Genomic DNA, 21,929 nt, shown 5'->3' with positions numbered 1-21,929 from the left:
ATTACACTAAAGGGGGCTCACAGTCGGTAGTATAGCTGTCTTATAGCTGCGCCGTAGTTGCTTAGTAGTTGATCCGTATCAGCCGGTAGTCAACGCCAGGTTAACCCCAGGTCAACTCCATGTGAACCCCATGTCGGGAGCCCTCAAATGCAGGCTGGAAGCGGTTTTATATGCTGTTGGATCGGCATAGCCGCGCCCATGGCGGGTTTGATCGTTTTGGAGAATGGTAGATCGATGGGCATGAGTATATAAATTGGCATTGAACGCCAGCCATTTAACCCGCCAAAACAGTGCCGGATTTGGCAAAATGTCAGTCAATATTACCGGATCTGCCCCTTCCCCCGGATCACCCATTTTTCGGTCACCAACTTTTCCAGGGCAAAAGGTCCCCGGGCATGCAGCTTCTGGGTAGAGATGCCGATCTCCGCACCCAGACCAAATTCTTCTCCATCGGTAAACCGGGTAGAGGCATTGCTGTAGACAGCCGCCGCATCCACCTCACGAATAAAGCGCTCACAGACGGCCTTATCGGCAGATACAATCGCCTCGGAATGTTTGGTGGAATGCGCCGCAATATGCGCCAGCGCTTCCTCAATATTGTCCACCACCTTCACCGCACATTTCAGACTGAGGTATTCGCGGCCATAATCGGCCGGTGTCGCCTTGTGTAAATGCGGGTATTGTTTCAATATCGCTTGCGCCGGGGCATCGGCAAATACCTCCACGCCCTGCTTTTCAAAGGTAGGTCTGATCCGCTTTAATACATTCGCGGCAATACTTTTATCGATCAATAATGTGTCCATCGCATTGCACACCGATGGTCGCGAGGTCTTGGCATTGATCACGATCTCCGCTGCCATTTGTACATCGGCCTTTTTATGTACATACACATGGCATACGCCGGCTCCCGTTTCTATCACCGGTACCAGGCTGTTCTTGCGTACAAACTGTATCAGGCTATCGGAACCACGGGGTATCAATACATCGATATACCTGGTGGCTGTCAACAATTGTTCTACCACTTCGCGCGCCGGTGGCAACAGCGTCACCACATCCGGATCGATGCCTTGTTCTGTCAGCACTTTTTTAATGAGCTTCACACCGGCCGTATTGGTGTCGGCCGCTTCGCTGCTGCCTTTCAATACACAGGCATTGCGGCTGCGCAAACAGAGTGCTGCGATATCGAACGTAACATTGGGCCTGGATTCATAAATAGCACCCACAACGCCCAATGGCACACTCAGCTTTTGTAGTTGCAGCCCGTTGGGCAATGTTCGTTTGGCCAGCACCTGGCCGGTAGGGTCGGGTAGACCCGCCACTTTTTTGATGCTATTGGCAATATTGCGTATGCGGTCGGCCGTCAGCAGCAACCGGTCGTTGCGCGGATTACCGGCATCCTGCCGGGCTATGTCTTTTGCATTGGCTTTGAGTAGCGTATCGGTGTGGGCCACCAGCTGGTCGGCGAGGGCACGTAGAGTGGTTTGCAATTGTTTGCCGGTCAGCGACTGTAAACTGGTAGCTGCTTTGTGTGTTTTGGCAAGCAGTGGTTGTATCGATTTCATGGCGTTGCTTAATAAAAGAGAACAATATCGTCGGCATGGGCCGCGATCACATTTTTAACGGTCAGTTGGTTATTGATGGATCTTACATCGGCCCGGGTTTTCGCTACCCCGAGAATAGTGCCTTCCTCATCGACCAACTGCACCACTTCTCCCACACCAAACTTTCCTTTGGCCTGGGTGATGCCAACTGTCAGCAGGCTCTTGCGCGCTTGTAAGGCCTTGGCCGCGCCCTTGTCGACATGAATGGTGCCCAAGGTGACCGATCCGCTGGCCAGCCACTTTTGGCGGGCGCCCAACGTCGATTCCTGGGGTTCGAAATAAGAGCCGCTACGACCTTCCAGGGCGCCTGATAAGGGTTTGTCGCCCTTCAGCCCGCAAATGACCACCTGGATGCCCAGCGAGGTCGCCAGGCGGGTGAAGGTGAGCTTGGAGATCATACCACCCAATCCAAGGCCACTCTTTTCCGTGCTCACATATTTCATGACCGACGCTACTTTGTCGATACGCGGTATCACCTGTTTCTGATCGTCGAGCAGGCCGCCAGACGAGGTGCAGAGCAACAGGGCCGAAGCATCGAAGCCGATAGCGATCAGGGTAGCCAGTTCATCGTTGTCGGAGAATTTGATCTCTACATTGCTGATTAGGTCATTCTCATTCACTACAGGAATGATCCCGTTCTCCCAGAACGTGACGAAGGTTTCTTTCAGTTGCAGAAATTGCTTGCGGTTGGAGAAATGTACCCGTTCGCAGAGCGCCTGCGCCACCGGGATACCGTGTGGTTTGAAATGCTGCGCGTATAATTGGATCAGTACCGGGTTGCCGACAGCCGCCGCCGCCTTGCGTTCGGACAAGGTGCCTTTGTAGTCCCGCAGAAACTTCTTTCCGCTACCCACAGCGCCGCTGCTCACCAATACCACGCGGTATTTTTTGCTCAGGGTGGCGATCTCATCGGCCACCTTTTTGATGACACCGGTATCGATATTCCCTTCCTGGTTGGTGATCACGGCCGTTCCTAACTTGACAACCAATACTTTTCCAGACATTTCTATACTGCTTTAATAGAGTAATGGCTGTAAAAGTAATGAATAACCAGCGAATGCACCGTCCTGCACCACCCATACGGGAATATGGAGCTTACTGAAATGCCAATAGAAGGTAGCAATGGTTCAAAAACAATGATTAACTTTCCTTGAATGCTTTGTCCGCTATCTCTCCCGGACGCAGCAGCGCACCAGGTTTCTCCAAGTGATTTGCAAACGAAACGCCCGCCCGGGCGAAGCCAGGCCCGTGTACAACACGTATGGTCTTGTCTCAATTATATTTTATCCAATTAAATGAAGAAAAATGCAAATCAAAACCAGAACACACCATGTAACGGCTGCATGCCTTATTTGCCTATGCCTGTCTATTATTTCCTGTCAGAAACAAACCGCTCCCGAATTACTGGTGGAAGAGCCTGCCAAGGCTACCCCGGAAGAAGTAGAAGTGAATGCCATCAACAGTTCCTTCTCCGAAAACTGGGATAGCTATACGCATGGTACGCAGTATACCTCCGGCCAGGCGGGTGCCGACTTTGGTAATATCAGTGGCTGGAACCAGGGACGTTCTATGATCTCTAATGGTACCCTGCGTGTAACGCTGGAGCCCAACGCGCTGTCGGGTGCCGGTGGCATCGTGAGCAATATCGATGTGTCTGACGGTTCTGCCTATGAGCTCGATTATGATATCCGTTTTCACAGCGCCTTCGACTGGAGCCGTGGTGGCAAACTAGGCTTTGGTTTCTCGATCGGCGAAGGTAATGCTGGTGGCGATCCTGCCTGGGATGGCAATGGCGGCACCTTCCGTCTTATGTGGTACAACAACAACGGAAGGATCTACTTCCATCCCTACGTATACCACAGAGACCAGGCTGGTCAGTATGGCGACAACTTTGGTAAGTCGTACCCCTCTTCGGGTAGCCTCGTGAAGGGCACCACCTACCATGTGCACATGTATATCAAGAGCAATACAGGCAGTAACACCAACGGTCGTGCGCAGATCATCATCAATGGTACTACGCTGCTGGATATTCCTATCCGGTGGACCACCAATGACGCACAGCGCCTGATCAAGCAGGTCACCTTTCATACCTTCCGCGGTGGCAGCCAGGATTACTGGAAGTCATCGACCGTCGGGTATATTTATTACGACAACCTGGTCGTGAATAAGATCAGTTAACAACAACCGATCGCATCGCAGGGAAGGATAGAATAACTAATTGCTGCAAAAGGCAAGACCATAGTAAGCCCTGGCGGACCCACCTGCCGGGGCTTTTTGTATGCCCGATGCTATTCGGCCGACCGCGTTTGCAAGGACCTGTTGACGCCCAGGTGCAGAATGGCATTGAGGATAAACCGGCTTTCGATCTCGTTGGCGAACGTGTAGGAGAGGGTTTTATTCGTTTTGCCTTCGTAGTCGATATCGTTGTGCCCCATGTTCATGTACAGCATCCGGTATTTCTTGTTGGTCCAGGCTACTGGGAAATAACCGCTGTGCCAGATCTCGTGAGGCTTGGGGCCTGTGCCCAGTGGGAAACTGGAAGGGTCGATCGATAACAGGATCTTGATATCCGCATTCTCCCGCAGATCGTTTTGCCAGCAATACCATTCATTGGGGGCTGTCGTAAACGTAGCTGGCAGGCGACGGGTAAAAGGATTTCTCCGGTCCTCCACTTTCACTACGGCAGACGTGGGGCGCCAGGTATTGCTCTTGTACTGACCAGCGCCAATAAACTGGTTATGGTACCAATCCCAGTTCTGCGGAACGGCAGAGGGCGTCAGGGCAAAAGCTGCGAAGTGGAAGCCTATCCAGGCGCCACCATTTTCCATGTATTGCTGAAAGGCTTTGCGCTGGTCTTCTTTTTCCGGGCGTGTATCGAGAAAAAGCACCACCTGGTATTGTTGCAGGTAGCCGGTATGGAGGTTGCTCCAATTGGAGGTAGAGTCGTAGGTGAAATTGTTTTCTTTGGCCACCCTGTACAACCATTCATGCGCTTCCTTTACAAAACTGATATGTGCCTGGTCGGCTTTGCCGGTAAAAAAGCCAACAACGCGAAATGCAGGCTGTTGCGCTTGCACGGCGATGATCGAGGCAAAGAAAATGCTGATGAAGGTAATAAAGCGGGCAGGCAAATGGTTCATGAATGAAGGGGCTGTTTGTTCCGAAGATAAACAAATTCCTGCGCTATGCCACGGCCGTTTCCGAAAACGTTTGAGACGCAACGACCATCTGTCGATTAAATAGCAGCCTCAGGAATAAACCCATGCCCTATAAGCTCATTGGTACCCACGAGTCTCCAGTAGAGCCCCCAATGTATAAGGGTGTACCGTACCCGATACACCCTTACCCCGATATTTTTACCAAAGAGCTGGTTGGCTAATAGACTTCAAAGTTCGAGATCACCGGACAGGCTTTTGCTGAAGTGATGTTGACCCTGATCTTGCTGGCATTGATAGGGGTTACTTTCAAAATGCGCTTGTAACCAATCGTCGTGCCTTCTGTGATCTTGTTCCAGCTGCCATTGACCAACGCTTCTACGGTGAAGTGTTGTACCCGCTGACCGAGCTTGATGTATTCCTGTAATACGATGTATTGAACAGTGGGGCTGCCTTTGAGGCTTACCTCAAACTGTCCCGTGGTTTGATCATCGTCAGTAGCCCAATACGTTTCTTTGTTGCCGTCGGTCAGCTGGCGTGGTGCAAAAGCTGCCTGTTTACCGCGGTAGCTATCAGCGGTAACGGTAGCTTTGGCGGCAAGGTTGTTGGCAAAGGTCTTCTTTAACAAGGCAGAAAAGTCTTTCAGTGACTGTACATCGATCTCGTGAAAGAGGCCACGGCGGTCGGGCGGAATATTGAGCAACAGGGTCGATCCACGACCTACGGAGGTGAGGTAGATGTCGAACAACTGCTGCGGTGTCTTCACCTTGCTGTCTTCAGCAGCATGGTAAAACCAGCCTGGCCGGATGGATACGTCTACCTCGGCAGGTACCCATTGTTTGCCGTCGGGTGAGCCGGTGTTGAGCAGTGCTTCGATATTGGGCTTGCCGGCATGCAGGGTATCGGTACTGATGGTGTTCCAGTTCGTTTCACCCGCCACGCCGCGTTCATTGCCCACCCAGCGTACACCAGGTCCTGCATCGCTAAAGAAGATCACGTTAGGTTCCATTTTGCGCACCATATCGAGGGTGCCCGGCCAATCGTAATAGGTAGCTCCGTTGATGCGGCGTTTCTCACGGGCACCACCGTAATAGCCATCGCCACCATTGGCCCCATCGAACCACATCTCAAAGACTGGTCCATAACCGGTAAACAGTTCTTTCAGTTGGTTGCGATAGTATTCTACATAAGAAGGTTGTCCATAGTCGGCCCGGTTGCGATCCCAGGGCGACAGGTACACGCCAAACTGCAAGCCGTATTTTTTAGCCGCATCACGCGCATCGCGCACGATATCGCCTTTGCCGTTTTTATAGGGGCTGTTCTTGACCGAATGTTCGGTGTACTTACTGGGCCACAGGCAAAAACCATCATGGTGTTTACAGGTGAGGATCATGGTCTTGAAGCCGGTCTCTTTCAACGTTCTGGCCCATTGGCCCGCATCGACCTGGGTAGGATTGAAGACCGAAGGTTGTTCATCACCATACCCCCATTCCTTATCGGTAAAAGTATTGGTGGTGAAATGCACAAAGGCATTCATCTCCATTTCGTGCCATGTCAATTGGGCAGCAGAAGGTATGGGGAGTACAGGCGCAGGCGCCTTGCTATTGTTTTGTGCCAGCAATGCCAGTGGTAACAAGCCGGCAACCAGCAGACTGTATTTGTTCAATGATTGGTACATCGTAAGCAGGGTATGATGGTTGGTGAGTAAAGCATGATTATTCAATGCCCCTGACCAGCATGGGCAATACATATACAGCTGTAGAAGCGGTAATGAACAGTTGATCTCTTTTCTTGCCACCAAAGCAAAGGTTGGCCGTCCACTTCTCCGGAACAGGTATATGCAGGATCTTTTCTCCTTTGGGATTATACACAGTAACTCCATTGCCGGCAGCATACAGGTTGCCCTTGCTGTCGAGCGTGATGCCATCGGCGGATTGGCTGGCAAACAGCATACGGTTGCTCAGTGAGGCGTCGGCATTGACCTGGTAACGATAGATCTTCGAGGCACCGATATCTGCGACGTACAAGGTCTTGCCGTCTTTGGAACCAACGATGCCATTGGGCCGGTTGAGGCTATCGGCCACCACCACGGGTGTTGTAAGCCCTGGTGCGAGATAGTAGACGTGCATCTTTGGCAGCTCGGGCTGTTTGCGCGTCCAATAGTCCCGCTGATAGTAGGGGTCGGTAAAATAAATGCCATCCCGTTTGTCGATCCAGAGATCGTTGGGGCCATTCATCTTTTTCCCTTCATAATTATCCATAAGGGTCTTGACTGTTCGGTCGGGGTAAATAGCCCACAATTCGTTTTTGGCATCAGCGCAGGCGATGAGGTGCCCTTCCTTGTTGAAATAAAGGCCATTCGAACGGCCTGTTTTATCGAGAAATAGGCTCAGCTTCCCCTCGGTATCGTATTTCCAGATCTTATCATTGGGCTGATCGGTAAAAAACACATTGCCGGCTTTGTCGACGGCAGGTCCTTCGGTAAAGCTGAACTGTTTTGATACAAGTGTTGGTTGAGTGCCGGGCGCCACCAGGCTGTCGGAGCTACTGCTATTGTGTGTGGTGTGACAGGCCCATAGCAGCAAGGGGAGCATGGCCAGGGAAGCAAGTCGCAAAAAGGATCGGTCGATCATATGGTGCCAGTTTATGGTGCAATGCTACACAATTCGTGGCGAATATAAAGGCGTGGATGGCTATTGTCTGCAACTATTTTAGCGATCATCGTACAGGCCAGCTGTGCAGACGGTTTGCGCGGTGCTTTACAGGTTTTGCAACCTGGCGTAGTCCTCCGGCGTATCGATGTCGAAAGCGCCACGGGGGAAATCGACCGTAGCTACCGCATCCGGATGCTCCTGCAGTATCTTTTTGGCACCTTGTTGACCACTCAATGCCTGCAAGGCGGGGAAATATTGCTGGTCGAATAGTACAGGTGTACCGATCGTATCCTCGTAAGCACAGGCAATGATGCCTTTGCTGGTGTGGGCCTGCTGGTCGATCAGTTGCTGCAACAGCGCATGATCAATAAAAGGTTGGTCGCACACCGTGATGAGGATATTGCTGGGTTGTAGTTTCGTATTCAGTATGCTGGTAACACCCACCGCGATAGATGAGCCGATACCGGCTTCCCAGCCGGTATGATGAATAACGCGCACGGGATCATCGCGCAGTTCGATGGCAATCTCCCAGGCCAGGGCGCCGGCTACTACAAAACAATGGGGGCTGGTGGCCGTAGCGGCTTGTACTGCATGTTGTAGTAAACTACTTCCCTGATAAGTTAGGAACATCTTGGGCTGGCCCATGCGTGACGACGCACCGGCTGCTAACAACAATATGGCTGTACTCATACTACGGGTGGATTGTTGAATGATTCGGTAATCGCACAGGTGAGGGGGGAAGTATTGTCGTTGGGTCGGTCATGTCTCACTACCTGTTTGGTGGTGATGGGATCATGAATGGAACCCGGCTTGTCGCGCAGTGACAGCCCGTTCTTGCCCGATAGCACCATCTTGATCTCCGCAGTGACAGACAGCGCGATCTCTTCGGCCGTTTCGGCACCGATATCGACACCGGTGGGGCCGTAAATGTTTTGCCGGGCTATGGCATCGATCGTGTCGCCGGATGCGGCTTCCAGTTCTGTGATCATGCGTTCCAGCTTACGCGATGGTCCCAGCACACCGATATAACCTACAGGCAGCCGCAGCAGTCCCTGCAGGATGGCTTTGTCGTAGTTGTAGTTGTGGGTCATCAATACTACTGCTGTTTGCGCTCCCAGGGTAATTTGTGCCAGCAGGGCATCTGGTTTGGCTGTGATCACCTGCCGCACGGTAGGAAAGCGTTGACGGTTGGCATGGGAAGGGCGCCCGTCGGCGACCGTGATATGCCAGCCCAGTACCTGGGCGATCTGTACGAGGGGAAACGCATCGTTGCCGGCCCCCACGATCACCAGTGATACGGGTGGTGCCAGCCATTCTACCAGGGCGGTGATCACCTGGTGGTCGAAGGTATATTGATGCAGGTAAGAAGTATGATGATCGAGGGTCGCCTGAACATCGGGCAGGAGGGCTGCCATCAGGGCCGGATCGGTAATGCGGCTATTGATCAGGCCACTGGCTTGTGCTACGGAAGTGCCTGGTTGAATACCATCGTAGGTGGCCAGCGAAAACAAGGTCACGATAACGGCTGCCTGGCCCGACAGGGAGGCTTTCTCCAGCAGCTCAATGGGGTGATGGCTGGCCGCAGGATCGATCGGCTCAAACAGGATGTGCACAATGCCATTACAGCCCAGTTGTACACCAAATTGCAGGTCGTCTTCATCCGTCGTATCGTAGGTAACCAGTTTATTCTTTTGTTGCGAAATAGCCAGCAAAGCCTTGCGCAGCGCATCGCCTTCCAGGCAGCCGCCACTGATGGCGCCGGTCAGTTCGCCATCCTCCGTTACCAGCATACGGGCTCCGGGACGTCGGTACGAGGATCCCTCCACGTGGACCACCGTGGCCAGCGCCGTGCGTTTGCCAGCCGCAACAGCGCTTTTATAAGCGACTATGATGTCTTCAATCTCTTTCATTCCTGCTGTAAATTACAAAATCAGTCTTGTTGGGACAGTCTTTGCGCCAATTCTTCCAGTAGCGGTTGCTGCCGCTCATTTATTTTCCTGGTGGCGGTATCGATGGTAAACCAGGCTGCCCGCGCTATTTCCGGAAAAGATTGACGCTTGCCCGAGCGGGGTGGCCATTCCAGTTCGAAAGTGTTGCTGACGATCGAATCGGCATCCAGGTCACCGGCGACTGCCCAGCAATGTACAATTTTGCCACCTTTTTGTTTGATAGGGGTGAGGGAAATAAATGTTCCGGTCGGTTGATACCCTGTTTCTTCCACCATTTCCCGGATGGCGGCGTGTAAAGGAGCTTCTTCCTCCGTAAATTCACCTTTGGGGATGGTCCAGCTTCCGGCATCCTTGCCCGCGAAATAGGGCCCGCCGGGCAGCACCAGCAGTACTTCGGGTTGCTTGTGGAGTTTTCTATACAGCAATATACCGGCGCTTTGTTTGGGCATGTGACGAACTGATCCGGCCGGTTAAAAATGGTGGCCGGGATACAAAGTTAAAATTTTACCCCGCTACGCAACCCATTCTTGTTTTTCCCTATCTTTAGTATCTACAGCTCACCAAAGAAAAGGAGGTATTCATGAAATCTACAGATCATTCATGGGCACTCCAGGTTGGTCTCGTCTAACCGGGGTATGTTCCATCAAAATATCTGCTGACCGTAAGCCGGTCAGGAAGCCATCCGCAACTATTGCAGGATGGCTTTTTTTATGCGGATAGCCTACCGGCTTCTAGTTACTGGCTGGTCCCGCTCTACGATGAAAAGCCCGGCTGTCTGTCGGTGCTTCCTGCCGTTCCTGCATCCCGTAATCACGTACTACCGCAGCAATTCGGATGGAGTAATCTTCAAAGACATGACTGCGGCCTTCCTGTTGTGCTACGCGATGCTCCGCCAGGTTACGCCATTGGGCTACAGCGGCCTCATCACGCCAATAGGAAAGAGAAAGGTATTTACGGGGCTCGCTGAGGCTTTGAAAGCGCTCCACCGATATGAAGCCCTCTATCGTAGATAAAAAAGGCTTTATGCTTTCAGCAATAGCAAGGTATTGGGGCAGTTGGTCTGCTTTTGGAATGACTTCAAAAATAACGGCAATCATAATGGTAGGTTTTAAAAGAAACAAGCGTGCAATAGTAGATATCTTTATGCACGAATATTTCATGCAATAATGAACTATGGAATCTGTCGAACGGTTTACGGCCATCACGGCATTGATAGGAGAAGCAGCCCGGGCTACCATGTTGTGGAGTCTGCTCGATGGCAGGGCTTATACAGCTGGTGAACTGGCATTGTCGGCCGGCATATCCCCGCAGTCTGCCAGTAACCACCTCAACAAACTGGTGGAAGGCGGTTTACTGCGGGTGGAAAAACAGGGCAAGCACCGCTACTATTGTTTTGCCCGTCATGAAGTAGCCTACGCCATCGAAGGGCTGGCCAGCTTGGTTCCCGAAAAGCGTACAATGATGCCAGCCGCCAGGTTGCAAAACGGGGATGTTCGTTATGCCCGCACCTGTTATGATCACCTGGCAGGTAACCTGGCGGTAAATATCACACAAGGCCTGGTGCGCAAGCGGCTATTGCAGGTGAAAGACGATACATACCTTGTTTCCCAAAAAGGTATTGCGTGGTTTGCCGAGCTGAGCATCGATGTACACGCGTTGCAACAGCAGAAGCGGGCTTTTGCCCAACCCTGCCTCGACTGGTCGGAACGCAGGCACCACCTGGCCGGTGCATTGGGTGCAGCGCTGCTCGATCAACTGGTTGCGCGGCATTGGGTACGCAGAAAGATCAATGAACGTACCGTGATCCTCACCGCCAAAGGGCAGCAGGTCCTGGAGCGATTGGGGTTGATCGATTCGGCCGTTGGTAATCAATAGCGTTATAAGATTGTTTGCCAGCAATGATGCGAAGCGCATACAGGTTCCCGGGAACGATTGCGTAAATAAACCATCTACGTTTTACCCTTCAGGATAGCTTTCTGTCTAACTTAATAGGGCTTTTTAGTGTCTGCCGACTCGTCTGGTCATCAGGTGTAGGTGACCGGAACAGCCGGTAGACACGCTCGCAACTCTCCTCCGTTATAAATATAAGCCTCGTGGCGATTGCTTGTCCATGCTTCACCGGAAGCAGGATAGACCCCGCTGTTTTTTACCCTCTTCGCTATCAAGGCAAATTTTTACTGGCATTGAAATACCAAGCAGCAAAACTGTTTTGCAGAACATTTTGCCCTCGTATGCTCATGCAGACAGGCTGCCTGTTATAGGTATGTATTCTTATTTAATCATTAAAACAGCTTGTCGCATGAAAAGAAATCTATGTCTTCTGTTGAGCATGCTGTTTGCCTGTATGGGCACCTTTGCCCGGCAAACACTCTATGTTTCTCCTACCGGAAGCGCTTCCAACAGCGGAACTTCCATTGCATCCCCCACTACTTTACAAAATGCTATTGCCACCGTGGGGACCGGTGGTGCCATATACCTGCGCGGCGGTACCTACAACATCACCGCCACCATCCTCATTGCTGAATCGAACAGTGGTGCATCCGGCGCCACCAAAAAACTCTTTGCCTACAACAGCGAAGTGCCCGTGCTCAGTTTTGCCGGTATGGCAGTGTCTACTTCCAACCGAGGCATTGTACTCGATGGCAGTTACTGGCACCTGCGCGGACTGATCGTTGAAAGTGCCGGTGATAATGGTTTGTTGTTGTCCGGCGACAACAACACCATCGAAAACTGCATCTTTCGCAAGAACAACGACAGCGGTTTGCAGTTAAGCCGGTACAACACGAGCTACAATTCCATCAGTCAATGGCCTTCCAACAACCTCATCCTGAATTGCGAGGCCTACGACAACAAAGATCCTGACAATGAAGATGCCGACGGCTTTGCGGCCAAACTCACCAGTGGCAATGGTAACGTATTCCGCAATTGCGTATCGCACCACAACATCGATGACGGGTGGGATCTGTACACCAAATCCGATACGGGACCGATTGGTGCGGTCACACTGGAAAACTGTATCGCGCATTCCAATGGTCGCCTCACCGATGGTTCTACCTCGGGCAATGGCGACAAGAATGGCTTTAAGCTGGGCGGAGAAGATATCTCCGTCAACCACATCGTACGGCGTTGTGTAGCGTTCAACAACGGCAAACACGGTTTTACCTACAACCGCAACCTGGGTACTATCGAGATGACCAACAACACCGGTTATCAGAATACAGAGCGCAACTTCAATTTCGATGGTGGTACCAGTGTATTCAAAAACAACCTCTCTTACCTCAGCGGTTCCAATGACCGCATCATCGGTACGGCCACGGCACCCAATTCATTTCAGGGAGCCGCTGGTGGCTTCACCGTAAATGCAGCCGACTTTGTAAGCCTGAGTCCGGGGGCAAATGCCAATCCCACCAGCGGTGGCTTTCTGAACCTCGCCAGCGGCAGCGACCTCATCAATGCGGGCGTTGCCTCCACGGGTATCAGTTACAACGGCTCAGCGCCCGACCTGGGCGCCATCGAGTCGGGGGCTACCACCACCAACTACACGCTGACTACCAGTGCCTCGCCAACGGCGGGTGGTAGTGTAAGCCGCAGTCCCAATGCTACGACCTACGCTGCCGGAACGCTAGTTACCCTGACGGCAACTGCGGCCAGTGGTTATACCTTTACCGGTTGGAGTGGCGACGCTTCGGGTACTGCCACATCGGTCACCGTGACGATGAACAGCAACAAGACCGTAACGGCCAACTTCACCAATAGTACAGGTGGTACGTACACGCTCACCACCACGGCATCACCCACAGCAGGCGGCAGCATCACCCGTAGTCCCAATGCGACTACTTATGCTGCAGGTACAGTCGTAACTTTGACGGCTACACCTGCCAGCGGTTATGCCTTCAGTAGCTGGAGCGGTGGCGCCAGTGGCACGGGCACTACGACCACGGTGACGATGAATGCCAATACCAGTGTCACGGCCAATTTTACCACCAGCGGTGGTGGCGGCAGCACCTTGCGCATCGATGATAAATCGGGAACGGGTACGGGTTATTGCAGTGCCGATGGTTCCCGGCAAAACAGCTATACCGGTGCCGATGGGGGCTATTATGTGAACCTCAGCAATTCGAGTGGCAAGGGTATCACCTGGGCCGTGCGGGCAGGGGCTGCGGGATCTTATACCCTGCGCTGGAGGTATTCCAATGCGGGTTCGCAAAGCGCTACTACGGCGCGCGTGCTCGTAAATGGAACGCAGGCCCTGGCCAGTGTATCCTTCCCGAAAACAAGTACCTGGAGTACCTGGGCTACTACGGGCAATGTGACCGTCAACCTGGTGGCTGGTGCCAACAAGATCAGGCTGGAAACAACGGCAGCTGCTGAGTTTGCGGTGATCGACTGGATCGAGATTGTGGGTACCAATCCCACCGAAGCTTCCTGCAGTGATGCGGTAGGTACAAGGGTTGCTTCCACAGACCCTGCGCAAGCGGTCGTCGCCTTGGCTGCCGATGCCTGTGCACCGGTAGGTTGGGCCACCCAGAATGGCGGCACCACAGGAGGTGGCAGCGCTACACCGGTGACGGTTACCTCCCTGTCTGATCTTACCACGCGCGCCAACGGTTCCGGTTCCCGGGTGATCTATGTGAGCGGCAATTTGGGATCGGGCGTGGGTACCCGCGTCCGCGTGGCTGCCAATACGACCATTATTGGATTGCCGGGGGCAACCCTTTATGGAGGCTTCGATGTGCGTGGCAACAATGTGATCATCCGCAATATGATCGTGCGTGGTCCCGGTGCCGTGGATGTGGATGGAGTAGATTGTATCAGCATCGATGGATCGGGTGTCACCAATGTATGGGTCGATCATTGCGATATCTATGATGGGCAGGATGGTAATATGGATATTACGAATGGTGCCAATTACATCAGCGTAACCTGGACGAAATTCCGCTACACCAGTGCCTCCAGCAATCACCAGTTCGTGAACCTGATCGGTAACTCCGATAGCAAGACCAGCGACCGGGGTAAACTGAAAGTAACCATGATGTACAACCATTGGACGGCAGGTTGCCGCGAGCGCATGCCGCGGGTGCGGTTTGGTCAGGTGCATGTGGTCAACAACCTGTTTGATAGTCCGCAGGCCAACCATTGCGTGCGGGCAGGGGTCGAAGCCAATTTGCTGGTAGAGGGCAACTACTTTGATGGAGTAAATACACCCATCGACCTGTATGAGAATAATTTCACGGCGGTGACTTCCCGCAATAATGTGTACAATGGTACATCGGGCAATACCGCGGGCAGCGGCACGGCCTTTACACCTCCTTATTCGTTGAGCCTGTCGGCGGCGGCCGATGTGAAAGCGCTGGTCACGGCATCTTGCGGCGCCGGGGCCACCTTGCCATCACCCACCTCCTGTGGTTGTGGTACCACTCCGACTAATTACAGCCTCTCGACAAGTGCTTCACCGTCAGCAGGAGGGTCTGTTACCCGTAGCCCGAATGCTTCATCGTATGCGGCGGGCACCGTAGTGACCCTGACAGCTGTCCCAGCAAGTGGTTATACGTTCGTGAACTGGAGTGGGGGAGCCAGTGGTACCAATACCACTACCAGCGTAACGATGAATGCCAATACTTCTGTAACGGCCAACTTCACCAATAGCACAGGCGGCACGTACACGCTGACCACCTCGGCCAGCCCCGCTGGTGGAGGCACGATCACCCGCAGTCCGAATGCTACTACCTATGCAGCAGGTACAGTCGTTACCCTGACGGCTACCCCTGCCAGCGGATATACCTTCAGCAACTGGAGCGGCGGAGCCAGCGGCACGGGAACTACAACCACCGTGACAATGAATGCCAACACCAGTGTGACAGCCAACTTCACCAGCAGCGGTGGTGGCGGCAGCACCTTGCGCATCGATGATAAATCGGGTACGGGTACGGGCTATTGCAGCATCGATGGGTCGAGGCAGAATACCTATACCGGCGCCGATGGTGGTTATTATGTGAACCTCAGTAATTCCAGTGGCCGTGGCATTACCTGGGCTGTGCGGGCCGGGGCTGCGGGCAGTTATACCTTGCGCTGGCGTTATTCGAATGCAGGTTCGCAAAGCGCTACGACGGCCCGCGTACTGGTGAATGGTACGCAGGCACTGGCCAGTGTGTCGTTCCCGAAAACAAGTACCTGGAGTACCTGGACGACCACCGGCAATGTAACGGTGAACCTGGTAGCCGGTACCAACTTTATCCGGTTGGAAACAACAGTGGCAGCGGAGTTTGCGGTGATCGACTGGATCGAGATCGTGGGCAATACGCCAACGGAAGCAACGTGCAGCGGATCGGTGGGTAGCAGGGTGGCCGGAACCTCTTCAACGGTGCCTGCTGTGGAAGCAGCACCACTGATCTTCCCGAATCCCACGACGGGCCAGTCAACATTGAAGTTGACGGTGGTTACTGAACAACGGATACAGGTCAGTTTGTTTGCGGCTGATGGCCGGCTGGTGCAGCGGGTGGCGAACCGTGTGTTTGCGCCGGGTGTGCATTATGTGACGGTGTCGGTGAAGGGCTTGCAGACAGGTGTCTATTTCATCGGGGTAAACAATGGCAAGGATAAGCAAGCGATCCAGCCATTGGTGGTGCAGTAAGAGCGTCTGTCGATAAGTGATAAAAGTTGCGGGGTTAGCTGGCATTCGCCGGCTAACCCTTTTTTACTCACGGCAGCTTCGCCACCAGGCTTTCTGGTAACAGCCGCAGGATATTGTAAATGATCTTCCATTTGAAGCCAGGCACGATCACGAAACGCCGCGGCGCCTGGACAATTGCATTGGCAATATAAGCCGGCTCCAGTAGTAGTGATTCGGGCAGGTCGAGATGCGCTGTCATCTTACTGCGGATATAGCCGGCCACAATGGCATTGATGGTGATCTTGCGGGGAGCAAGGTATTGCCGCAGTCCGGCCAGGTAGGTGGTGAACGCAGCTTTGGTACTGCCATACACAAAATTGCTTTTGCGGCCACGCACACCCGATAGCGAACTCAATCCAACGATACGCTCCAGGTGCTGGTTGCTGACATCCATGGCAATGATATTGAGTATCGACACGGCACCGCTATAATGCACCTTCATCATCTGCAAGGTTCCATTCCAGTTAACGAGGGCTTCGTCATTCGTCACCTGGAAGCCAGCGGCATACACCACAATGTGTGGTTTGGCAGGCAGCTCATTATAAAATTCCTGGTGCGTGTCGAAGGCGACAGCATCGAAATAGCGCACGTCTACCTGCTCTGGTACAGGAATCTGTGTCGCTACGAATGTTGCTAATTCACCGGTGCTGCGGGAGGCCGCAATGACATGATGCCCTTGCGCCACATACAATTTGATGGCTTCTTTGGCTACATCCGAATTGGCGCCCAGGATCAATACCTGCTTGCCCGTGTTCTTATACATGGGCGCAAAGATAATATTCCAGTTTGCTGATGCCAGCGTGGGGAAAAATAATCTGTACTGGCTTCTTCTTGTTATTTTTAACGCCAATTGAATCATCTCGTATGGACAAGATCATTCGCTGGGGCATTTTGGGCTGTGGACATATTGCCAGCAAATTTGCGACCGACCTGCTGCTCATCCAGGATGCCAAACTGGTAGCCGTTGGTTCGAGAAACCAGGAGAAAGCCGATGCATTCGGCGCTGAATATGGAGCAGAGCACCGCCATGGCAGCTATGAAGCACTTGCCGCCGATCCATCGGTAGATGTGATCTACATTGCTACCCCGCACAACCTGCACCAGGAAGCCACCCTGCTTTGTTTACAGCATGGCAAGGCCGTGTTGTGCGAAAAACCTTTCGCGCTCAACGCCCGTCAGGCCAAAGCGATGATCGCTGTAGCCCGGGAGAAAAAGATCTTCCTGATGGAAGCCCTTTGGTCCAAATTCCTGCCCCAATACGATAAGTTGCAGGAATTGATCAGGGAAGGCAAACTAGGCACCATCAAAAGTGTGCTCGTTAATTTCGGATTTCGGCCCTTGCAACCCGTGAATCCACGCCTGTACGATCCGGCCCTGGGTGGCGGCACCATCATGGACATCGGCATTTACAATGCCTTCCTGGCCCTGAGCGTACTCGGCAAGCCCCAGGTGATCCAGGCCACCATGACACCCGCCGGTACCGGGGTCGACGAACAATGCGCCGTTCTTTTCCAATACCCCGATGGAGCGATGGCCCAGCTGTTTTCCAGCTTCACCACCGACCTGGCCACGGAGGCCGATATCTGCGGCACTGCCGGCCGCCTGCGGCTCACCACCCGTTTCTTCGATACCCAGGCAAGCCTGGAATGGTTTCCAGGACGCATGGATACCCGGGAACTGATAGAAGTACTGGCATCTGAAGGATTTGGTTATCACTACGAAGCCCGCCATGTCAACGATTGCCTGCGGAAAGGCCTGACAGAGAGCCCCATAATGAGTTTTGCCGACACCCTGCTGCTCATAGAGACCCTCGACGCCATCCGGAAAGCAGCCGGAATACAATACCCCGCTGACGAATAAAGGTTACCTTTGCCGCCAAATCATTCTAAAGCAAGGATAATCAATATGATCAGGGTAGGTGAATACAATACATTGAAAGTAGTTCGCACGGTAGAATTTGGCGTATACCTCGAAGACGGTGCCAGCGGCATCCTGTTGCCCAAACGCTTCGTGCCAAAAGGCGTCAAAGAAGGAGAGGAGTTGAACGTATTCATCTACCACGATTCGGATGGAAGGATCATTGCCACCACCCAAAAACCTTTTGGCGTAGTGGGTGATATCGTGATGCTGGAAGCCGTGTCTGTTACCCCACAAGGCGCCTTCCTGAACTGGGGCCTGATGAAAGACATCTTTGTACCCAAGTCGAAGCAGTTGATGGGCATGCGTCCCGGCGGTCGCTACCTCGTCAAGATCTTTATCGATGAGCAAACCGGCCGCGTAGCCGCCACCGAAAAACTGGAACCCTTCCTGAGCAACGATAACCTCACTGTAAAGGAAATGGACCTGGTAGACCTCACGGTATGGCGTCGTACCGACATCGGCTACGTCATGATCATCAACCACAAGCATACCGGTGTGCTGCATTTCAATGAGATTTACCGCCACCTCTCCGAAGGATATGTGTTCAAAGGATATATCAAGCACATCAGTCCCGACAACCTCATCGATGTGGTGCTCGGCAAACCCGGCTACCAGCGTGTGGAAGACGAAGCTGGTAAGGTGCTACGCCTGCTGCAGGAGAACAATGGTTTCCTGCCGTACAACGACAAATCCTCTCCCGATGAGATCTATAGCTTCTTTGGCATGAGTAAGAAGACTTTCAAGATGACCACAGGTGGCCTGTACAAACAGCGCAAGATCGAGTTTACCGACGGCGGTATCAAGGCCACCGAAACCTAAGGGTCAGACAACGCTCATCAATAAGAAAGCCGCACCGGCCTGTTCGCAGAACACCGGTGCGGCTTTTATCTTGGATAGATCTGTTAGGCAAACTTCTTGAATACCACGATGCCATTGTGGCCGCCGAAACCAAACGTATTGCTCATGGCTACGTCTACGTTCTTTTCGATGGTCTGTCCCTTCACGATATCGAGCGAAGCAGGGATCGCCGGGTCGATATCGGTGAGGTTGATGGTAGGTGGCACTTTCGATTCACGGATACTCAGGATGGCAGCGATGGCTTCGATCGCGCCCGCGCCACCCAGCAGGTGGCCTGTCATCGACTTGGTAGCGCTGACCGACAGATTCGGCTGTCCATTGAATAACTTGTAGATGGCGGCAGTTTCGCTCAGGTCGCCCACCGGGGTAGAGGTAGCGTGTGCATTGAGGTAGTCGACATCTTCCACATTCAGTCCGGCATCTTCCAGGGCGAATTTCATGCCCATAAAAGCACCCAACCCTTCGGGGTGGGTAGCCGTCATATGATATGCGTCGGCGGTCATCGCAGCGCCGGCGAGCTCGGCATAGATGGTAGCACCCCGTTGTTTGGCATGCTCATATTCTTCCAGCACCAAAGCACCTGCTCCTTCACCCATTACAAATCCATCGCGGTTCACATCAAACGGACGCGAAGCGGCAGTAGGATCGTCATTGCGGGTAGAGAGGGCTTTCATCGAACTGAAACCACCAATAGAAGCTTCCGTCACCGGGGCTTCCGAGCCACCAGTGATCATCACCTTGGCTTTACCCCAGCGAATATAGTTGAAGGCGTCCATGATGGCAGTATTGGAAGTAGCACACGCAGATACGGTAGCATAGTTGATGCCCATCAATCCATATTTCATGGAGATAAGACCAGCAGCAATATTCACGATGATCTTAGGGCAGAAAAAGGGGCTGAATCGGGGATTGAAGTTGCCGATAGCATACTCCTTGACCTGATCCTCAAAAGTCGCCATACCTCCATTGCCGGATCCCCAGATAACGCCGGTGGCGAAGGGGTCCATTTTACTGAAGTCGAGGCCCGAATCTTTCACAGCCTGGTCGGCAGCTACCAGCGCATATTGGGTAAAGGGATCTGTTCTGCGGATATCGCCTTTGTCCAGGTGGTCAGCGGCATTGAAGTCTTTCAGTTCACAGGCAAAGCGCGTTTTGAACAAGGTGGCATCGAAACGGGTAATCGGGCCGGCACCGCTTTTACCGGCAAAAAGGTTTTGGCCAAAGGTGGTTACATCGTTGCCCAGGGGGGATAACGCTCCCAGGCCGGTGATTACGACTCTTTTCATACAATATTTTCACCTGATTTTGCAGGCGATGCGCAAATGTAAGGAATAACTGCTTTACTTTTGCAAGTAGTTTAAAGCTGGTAGCCTATGCGGTCCGACTGTCCCCTGAATTATGGTTTGGAGATCTTTGGTGATAAATGGTCCCTGTTGATCATTCGTGACCTCATGTTCTTCGGCAAGCGCCATTACAGTGAATTCCTCGAGTCGCAGGAAGGTATCTCCACCAATATACTGGCCGACCGGCTCGCCTGGCTCGAAAAACAGCAGATCATTGTCAAAAAGAAAAGCAAGGAACATAAACAAAAGCTGATCTACAGCCTTACACCCAAAGGTATCGACCTGCTGCCCGTCATCATAGCCGTCGGCCTGTGGTCCGATCAGTATGCCGATAAACTCAATCCCAATCGCGATATCATCATCGGTGCTGCCAAAAAGAACTATACCCGGGGCATCAAAAAGGAAAAGCAACGGCTGGAAGCCGAGCACCTGGGGTAAATCAGCCAGTGCTCGACAAACAGTGCAAGTAAGTCGACCCGTGCTTTACGGCTTAGTGGTTGTGAACCACCCGCCAGTTCAAGCGTCAGTGCCAGTTTGCCATCCACCCCTGGGCATCAGCGCCAATAAACCAGCCCATACGCCCAAGATCAAAATTAATTGGCTTTCTGGCGGCGGCTGGCTAAATTAGCCTTGTAAACTTTGTTCCCGATAACCCCACCCAAATCCCGGCCATGAACGCTGCTTATCGCTTTGTAGCAATTGCCCTGTTATTGTCTGCTTCCACTACCACCCGTGCGCAACGTATCAGCGAAGATTTTACAGTAACGCTTCCCGAAGAAAAAGTTCCCAATAGCCTTTACAATACGTTACAGGTTATCGATGGCAGACGCGATACCTCCGAAATGGGTATTGTTCAACTGGGTGCCTTCAACAGAAAAGCCTGGGTGCGGCCAGAGGTCCCCATCACGACACAACTGCAATCAGTGTTCAATGCCCTGATCGATCCTGCTGCCCAAAATGGTAAACTGGTGCTGCTGCTGCGCAACCTCCGGTTTGCGGAGATCACCAAGGCGATGAGTGAAAGCGGTTACTGTTACCTGCGGGCCGACATGTTTTCCGAGGCCGATGGCATTTACAAGCCCCTGGGGAAGATCGATACCATGATACTGGTGAAGTCGATGGACGTAACCCGCGCCCTTTTCCGGCGGGGTAGCAAGACTGTCGTTGATTTTATGGCGCAACAGCTCAGCAGTCAGCCGACGACCGGTGATTCCTATACCCTGAACGATGTCTTAGCCTATAATACTGTACAGAAGCGGAAGTTGCCACTTTACAAGGCCAGTGTGCTGCAGAATGGTGTATACAGAAGCTTTACCGCATTTCTGCAACAGCAACCCGATACCGACAATGCCCAGGTAACGTTTGATAAGACAAATTCCATCAAGAAGGTCAATATTGCCGGAGCCGATGGCAAGCCCGTAAAAGTAAAGGCATCGGAGATGTATGCCCTGGTGCACGATGGCAAACCCTATATTGCCACCAAATATGGTTATTATCCCCTGGAGAAACGCGGCGACGACTTTTTCTTTACCGGCAAAGCAGAAGTTACGGCCAATACCGGTGATGTGGTAGTGGCTAGCCTGTTCTTCGGCATCATCGGCGGACTCATCGCGTCCGATGCCAGCGCCCAATTCGAAATGAAGATCGATCATATCAACGGCGGCTTTGAACGCATCAAGCAATTGCCCAGCGCTTCCCAGTAAGTCTACCATACAAACGCCCCGCGCTTTTATATAAATCATTGAGTTTTATCGCCTGATACGACGCTGGTAGTAAAAT

General features: G+C 52.7%; 18 protein-coding genes. 7 read left to right on the top strand and 11 right to left on the bottom strand.

The features are described from left to right. Positions 1-320: 320 nt before the first annotated feature. Both P2W70_RS25045 and proB read right to left on the bottom strand, forming a co-directional pair. Positions 321-1,562 (bottom strand): glutamate-5-semialdehyde dehydrogenase, encoded by a 1,242-nt coding sequence (locus P2W70_RS25045; protein ID WP_276484286.1) that lies wholly within the window; start codon positions 1,560-1,562, stop codon positions 321-323. 8 nt (positions 1,563-1,570) lie between these two features. Further along, positions 1,571-2,605, bottom strand: a complete 1,035-nt coding sequence (gene proB, locus P2W70_RS25040; RefSeq protein ID WP_276484285.1) for a glutamate 5-kinase — start codon at positions 2,603-2,605, stop codon at positions 1,571-1,573. A gap of 301 nt (positions 2,606-2,906) precedes the next feature. Here proB and P2W70_RS25035 point away from each other — a divergent pair, with 301 nt between their 5' ends. Then, complete coding sequence (locus P2W70_RS25035; protein WP_276484284.1) at positions 2,907-3,779, top strand: polysaccharide lyase; 873 nt, start codon at positions 2,907-2,909, stop codon at positions 3,777-3,779. Positions 3,780-3,889: 110 nt separating this feature from the next. On the opposite strand, the gene P2W70_RS25030 is transcribed toward P2W70_RS25035, so the two are convergent. The 7 genes from P2W70_RS25030 to P2W70_RS25000 all read right to left on the bottom strand — a co-directional run bounded on the left by P2W70_RS25030 (position 3,890) and on the right by P2W70_RS25000 (position 10,456). Then, positions 3,890-4,741 (bottom strand): ThuA domain-containing protein, encoded by an 852-nt coding sequence (locus P2W70_RS25030; protein ID WP_276484283.1) that lies wholly within the window; start codon positions 4,739-4,741, stop codon positions 3,890-3,892. A gap of 235 nt (positions 4,742-4,976) precedes the next feature. Beyond that, complete coding sequence (locus P2W70_RS25025) at positions 4,977-6,434, bottom strand: alpha-L-fucosidase (RefSeq protein ID WP_276484282.1); 1,458 nt, start codon at positions 6,432-6,434, stop codon at positions 4,977-4,979. A 37-nt stretch (positions 6,435-6,471) separates the two neighbouring features. Then, positions 6,472-7,389 carry an SMP-30/gluconolactonase/LRE family protein gene (locus P2W70_RS25020; protein WP_276484281.1) on the bottom strand — a complete coding sequence of 306 codons (918 nt, stop codon included), beginning with the start codon at positions 7,387-7,389 and terminating at the stop codon, positions 6,472-6,474. 126 nt (positions 7,390-7,515) lie between these two features. Then, positions 7,516-8,100, bottom strand: a complete 585-nt coding sequence (locus P2W70_RS25015) for a nucleotidyltransferase family protein (protein ID WP_276484280.1) — start codon at positions 8,098-8,100, stop codon at positions 7,516-7,518. After that, on the bottom strand, positions 8,097-9,320 hold the full coding sequence (locus tag P2W70_RS25010; protein WP_276484279.1) for an XdhC family protein: 1,224 nt from the start codon (positions 9,318-9,320) through the stop codon (positions 8,097-8,099). Before P2W70_RS25010 ends, P2W70_RS25015 begins: the two co-directional genes overlap by 4 nt. Before the next feature lie 20 nt (positions 9,321-9,340). After that, positions 9,341-9,808, bottom strand: coding sequence for an NUDIX hydrolase (locus P2W70_RS25005; protein WP_276484278.1), 468 nt, complete (start codon positions 9,806-9,808; stop codon positions 9,341-9,343). Positions 9,809-10,090: 282 nt separating this feature from the next. Further along, on the bottom strand, positions 10,091-10,456 hold the full coding sequence (locus P2W70_RS25000) for an antibiotic biosynthesis monooxygenase family protein (RefSeq protein WP_276484277.1): 366 nt from the start codon (positions 10,454-10,456) through the stop codon (positions 10,091-10,093). Between the two features lie 76 nt (positions 10,457-10,532). On the opposite strand from P2W70_RS25000, the gene P2W70_RS24995 reads away from it, so the two are divergent. Together P2W70_RS24995 and P2W70_RS24990 are read left to right on the top strand one after the other, a co-directional pair. After that, the gene (locus P2W70_RS24995; protein WP_276484276.1) at positions 10,533-11,234 is read left to right on the top strand and encodes an ArsR/SmtB family transcription factor; all 702 of its coding nucleotides are present in this window, start codon (positions 10,533-10,535) and stop codon (positions 11,232-11,234) included. A 424-nt stretch (positions 11,235-11,658) separates the two neighbouring features. Continuing rightward, positions 11,659-15,990 (top strand): InlB B-repeat-containing protein, encoded by a 4,332-nt coding sequence (locus tag P2W70_RS24990; RefSeq protein WP_276484275.1) that lies wholly within the window; start codon positions 11,659-11,661, stop codon positions 15,988-15,990. Positions 15,991-16,057: 67 nt separating this feature from the next. Here P2W70_RS24990 and P2W70_RS24985 read toward each other — a convergent pair whose 3' ends face one another. Then, positions 16,058-16,792, bottom strand: coding sequence for an SDR family NAD(P)-dependent oxidoreductase (locus tag P2W70_RS24985; protein WP_276484274.1), 735 nt, complete (start codon positions 16,790-16,792; stop codon positions 16,058-16,060). A 101-nt stretch (positions 16,793-16,893) separates the two neighbouring features. Here P2W70_RS24985 and P2W70_RS24980 point away from each other — a divergent pair, with 101 nt between their 5' ends. Continuing rightward, entirely contained in the window at positions 16,894-17,889 is a 996-nt protein-coding gene (locus tag P2W70_RS24980) for a Gfo/Idh/MocA family protein (RefSeq protein ID WP_276484273.1), read from the top strand. Positions 17,890-17,934: 45 nt separating this feature from the next. Beyond that, positions 17,935-18,768: a CvfB family protein gene (locus P2W70_RS24975; RefSeq protein ID WP_276484272.1), complete on the top strand. Its 834-nt coding sequence runs from the start codon at positions 17,935-17,937 to the stop codon at positions 18,766-18,768. 83 nt (positions 18,769-18,851) lie between these two features. Here the strand turns inward: P2W70_RS24975 and fabF are convergent, their stop codons facing one another. Beyond that, the gene (fabF, locus tag P2W70_RS24970) at positions 18,852-20,093 is read right to left on the bottom strand and encodes a beta-ketoacyl-ACP synthase II (RefSeq protein WP_276484271.1); all 1,242 of its coding nucleotides are present in this window, start codon (positions 20,091-20,093) and stop codon (positions 18,852-18,854) included. Between the two features lie 87 nt (positions 20,094-20,180). Here fabF and P2W70_RS24965 point away from each other — a divergent pair, with 87 nt between their 5' ends. Together P2W70_RS24965 and P2W70_RS24960 are read left to right on the top strand one after the other, a co-directional pair. Then, the gene (locus P2W70_RS24965; protein ID WP_276484270.1) at positions 20,181-20,588 is read left to right on the top strand and encodes a winged helix-turn-helix transcriptional regulator; all 408 of its coding nucleotides are present in this window, start codon (positions 20,181-20,183) and stop codon (positions 20,586-20,588) included. 233 nt (positions 20,589-20,821) lie between these two features. Continuing rightward, entirely contained in the window at positions 20,822-21,853 is a 1,032-nt protein-coding gene (locus tag P2W70_RS24960) for a hypothetical protein (RefSeq protein ID WP_276484269.1), read from the top strand. The last annotated feature ends 76 nt before the right edge of the window (positions 21,854-21,929 follow it).

It is taken from the genome of Paraflavitalea pollutisoli, from assembly GCF_029360705.1.
Taxonomy (GTDB): Bacteria; Bacteroidota; Bacteroidia; order Chitinophagales; family Chitinophagaceae; genus Paraflavitalea; species Paraflavitalea pollutisoli.
The sequence above is the reverse complement of the archived record's forward strand: the minus strand, read 5'-3'. Positions and strand labels throughout refer to the sequence as shown.

What these genes read in the sequence shown, in the direction of transcription:
- P2W70_RS25025 (WP_276484282.1), bottom strand. Translation starts at nt 6,434, where the DNA reads ATGTACCAATCATTGAACAAATACAGTCTGCTGGTTGCCGGCTTGTTA.
- P2W70_RS25035 (WP_276484284.1), top strand. Translation starts at nt 2,907, where the DNA reads ATGCAAATCAAAACCAGAACACACCATGTAACGGCTGCATGCCTTATT.
- P2W70_RS25045 (WP_276484286.1), bottom strand. Translation starts at nt 1,562, where the DNA reads ATGAAATCGATACAACCACTGCTTGCCAAAACACACAAAGCAGCTACC.
- P2W70_RS25005 (WP_276484278.1), bottom strand. Translation starts at nt 9,808, where the DNA reads ATGCCCAAACAAAGCGCCGGTATATTGCTGTATAGAAAACTCCACAAG.
- fabF (WP_276484271.1), bottom strand. Translation starts at nt 20,093, where the DNA reads ATGAAAAGAGTCGTAATCACCGGCCTGGGAGCGTTATCCCCCCTGGGC.
- P2W70_RS25020 (WP_276484281.1), bottom strand. Translation starts at nt 7,389, where the DNA reads ATGATCGACCGATCCTTTTTGCGACTTGCTTCCCTGGCCATGCTCCCC.
- P2W70_RS24975 (WP_276484272.1), top strand. Translation starts at nt 17,935, where the DNA reads ATGATCAGGGTAGGTGAATACAATACATTGAAAGTAGTTCGCACGGTA.
- P2W70_RS25015 (WP_276484280.1), bottom strand. Translation starts at nt 8,100, where the DNA reads ATGAGTACAGCCATATTGTTGTTAGCAGCCGGTGCGTCGTCACGCATG.
- P2W70_RS25000 (WP_276484277.1), bottom strand. Translation starts at nt 10,456, where the DNA reads ATGATTGCCGTTATTTTTGAAGTCATTCCAAAAGCAGACCAACTGCCC.
- P2W70_RS24980 (WP_276484273.1), top strand. Translation starts at nt 16,894, where the DNA reads ATGGACAAGATCATTCGCTGGGGCATTTTGGGCTGTGGACATATTGCC.
- proB (WP_276484285.1), bottom strand. Translation starts at nt 2,605, where the DNA reads ATGTCTGGAAAAGTATTGGTTGTCAAGTTAGGAACGGCCGTGATCACC.
- P2W70_RS25010 (WP_276484279.1), bottom strand. Translation starts at nt 9,320, where the DNA reads ATGAAAGAGATTGAAGACATCATAGTCGCTTATAAAAGCGCTGTTGCG.
- P2W70_RS25030 (WP_276484283.1), bottom strand. Translation starts at nt 4,741, where the DNA reads ATGAACCATTTGCCTGCCCGCTTTATTACCTTCATCAGCATTTTCTTT.
- P2W70_RS24960 (WP_276484269.1), top strand. Translation starts at nt 20,822, where the DNA reads ATGAACGCTGCTTATCGCTTTGTAGCAATTGCCCTGTTATTGTCTGCT.
- P2W70_RS24965 (WP_276484270.1), top strand. Translation starts at nt 20,181, where the DNA reads ATGCGGTCCGACTGTCCCCTGAATTATGGTTTGGAGATCTTTGGTGAT.
- P2W70_RS24990 (WP_276484275.1), top strand. Translation starts at nt 11,659, where the DNA reads ATGAAAAGAAATCTATGTCTTCTGTTGAGCATGCTGTTTGCCTGTATG.
- P2W70_RS24985 (WP_276484274.1), bottom strand. Translation starts at nt 16,792, where the DNA reads ATGTATAAGAACACGGGCAAGCAGGTATTGATCCTGGGCGCCAATTCG.
- P2W70_RS24995 (WP_276484276.1), top strand. Translation starts at nt 10,533, where the DNA reads ATGGAATCTGTCGAACGGTTTACGGCCATCACGGCATTGATAGGAGAA.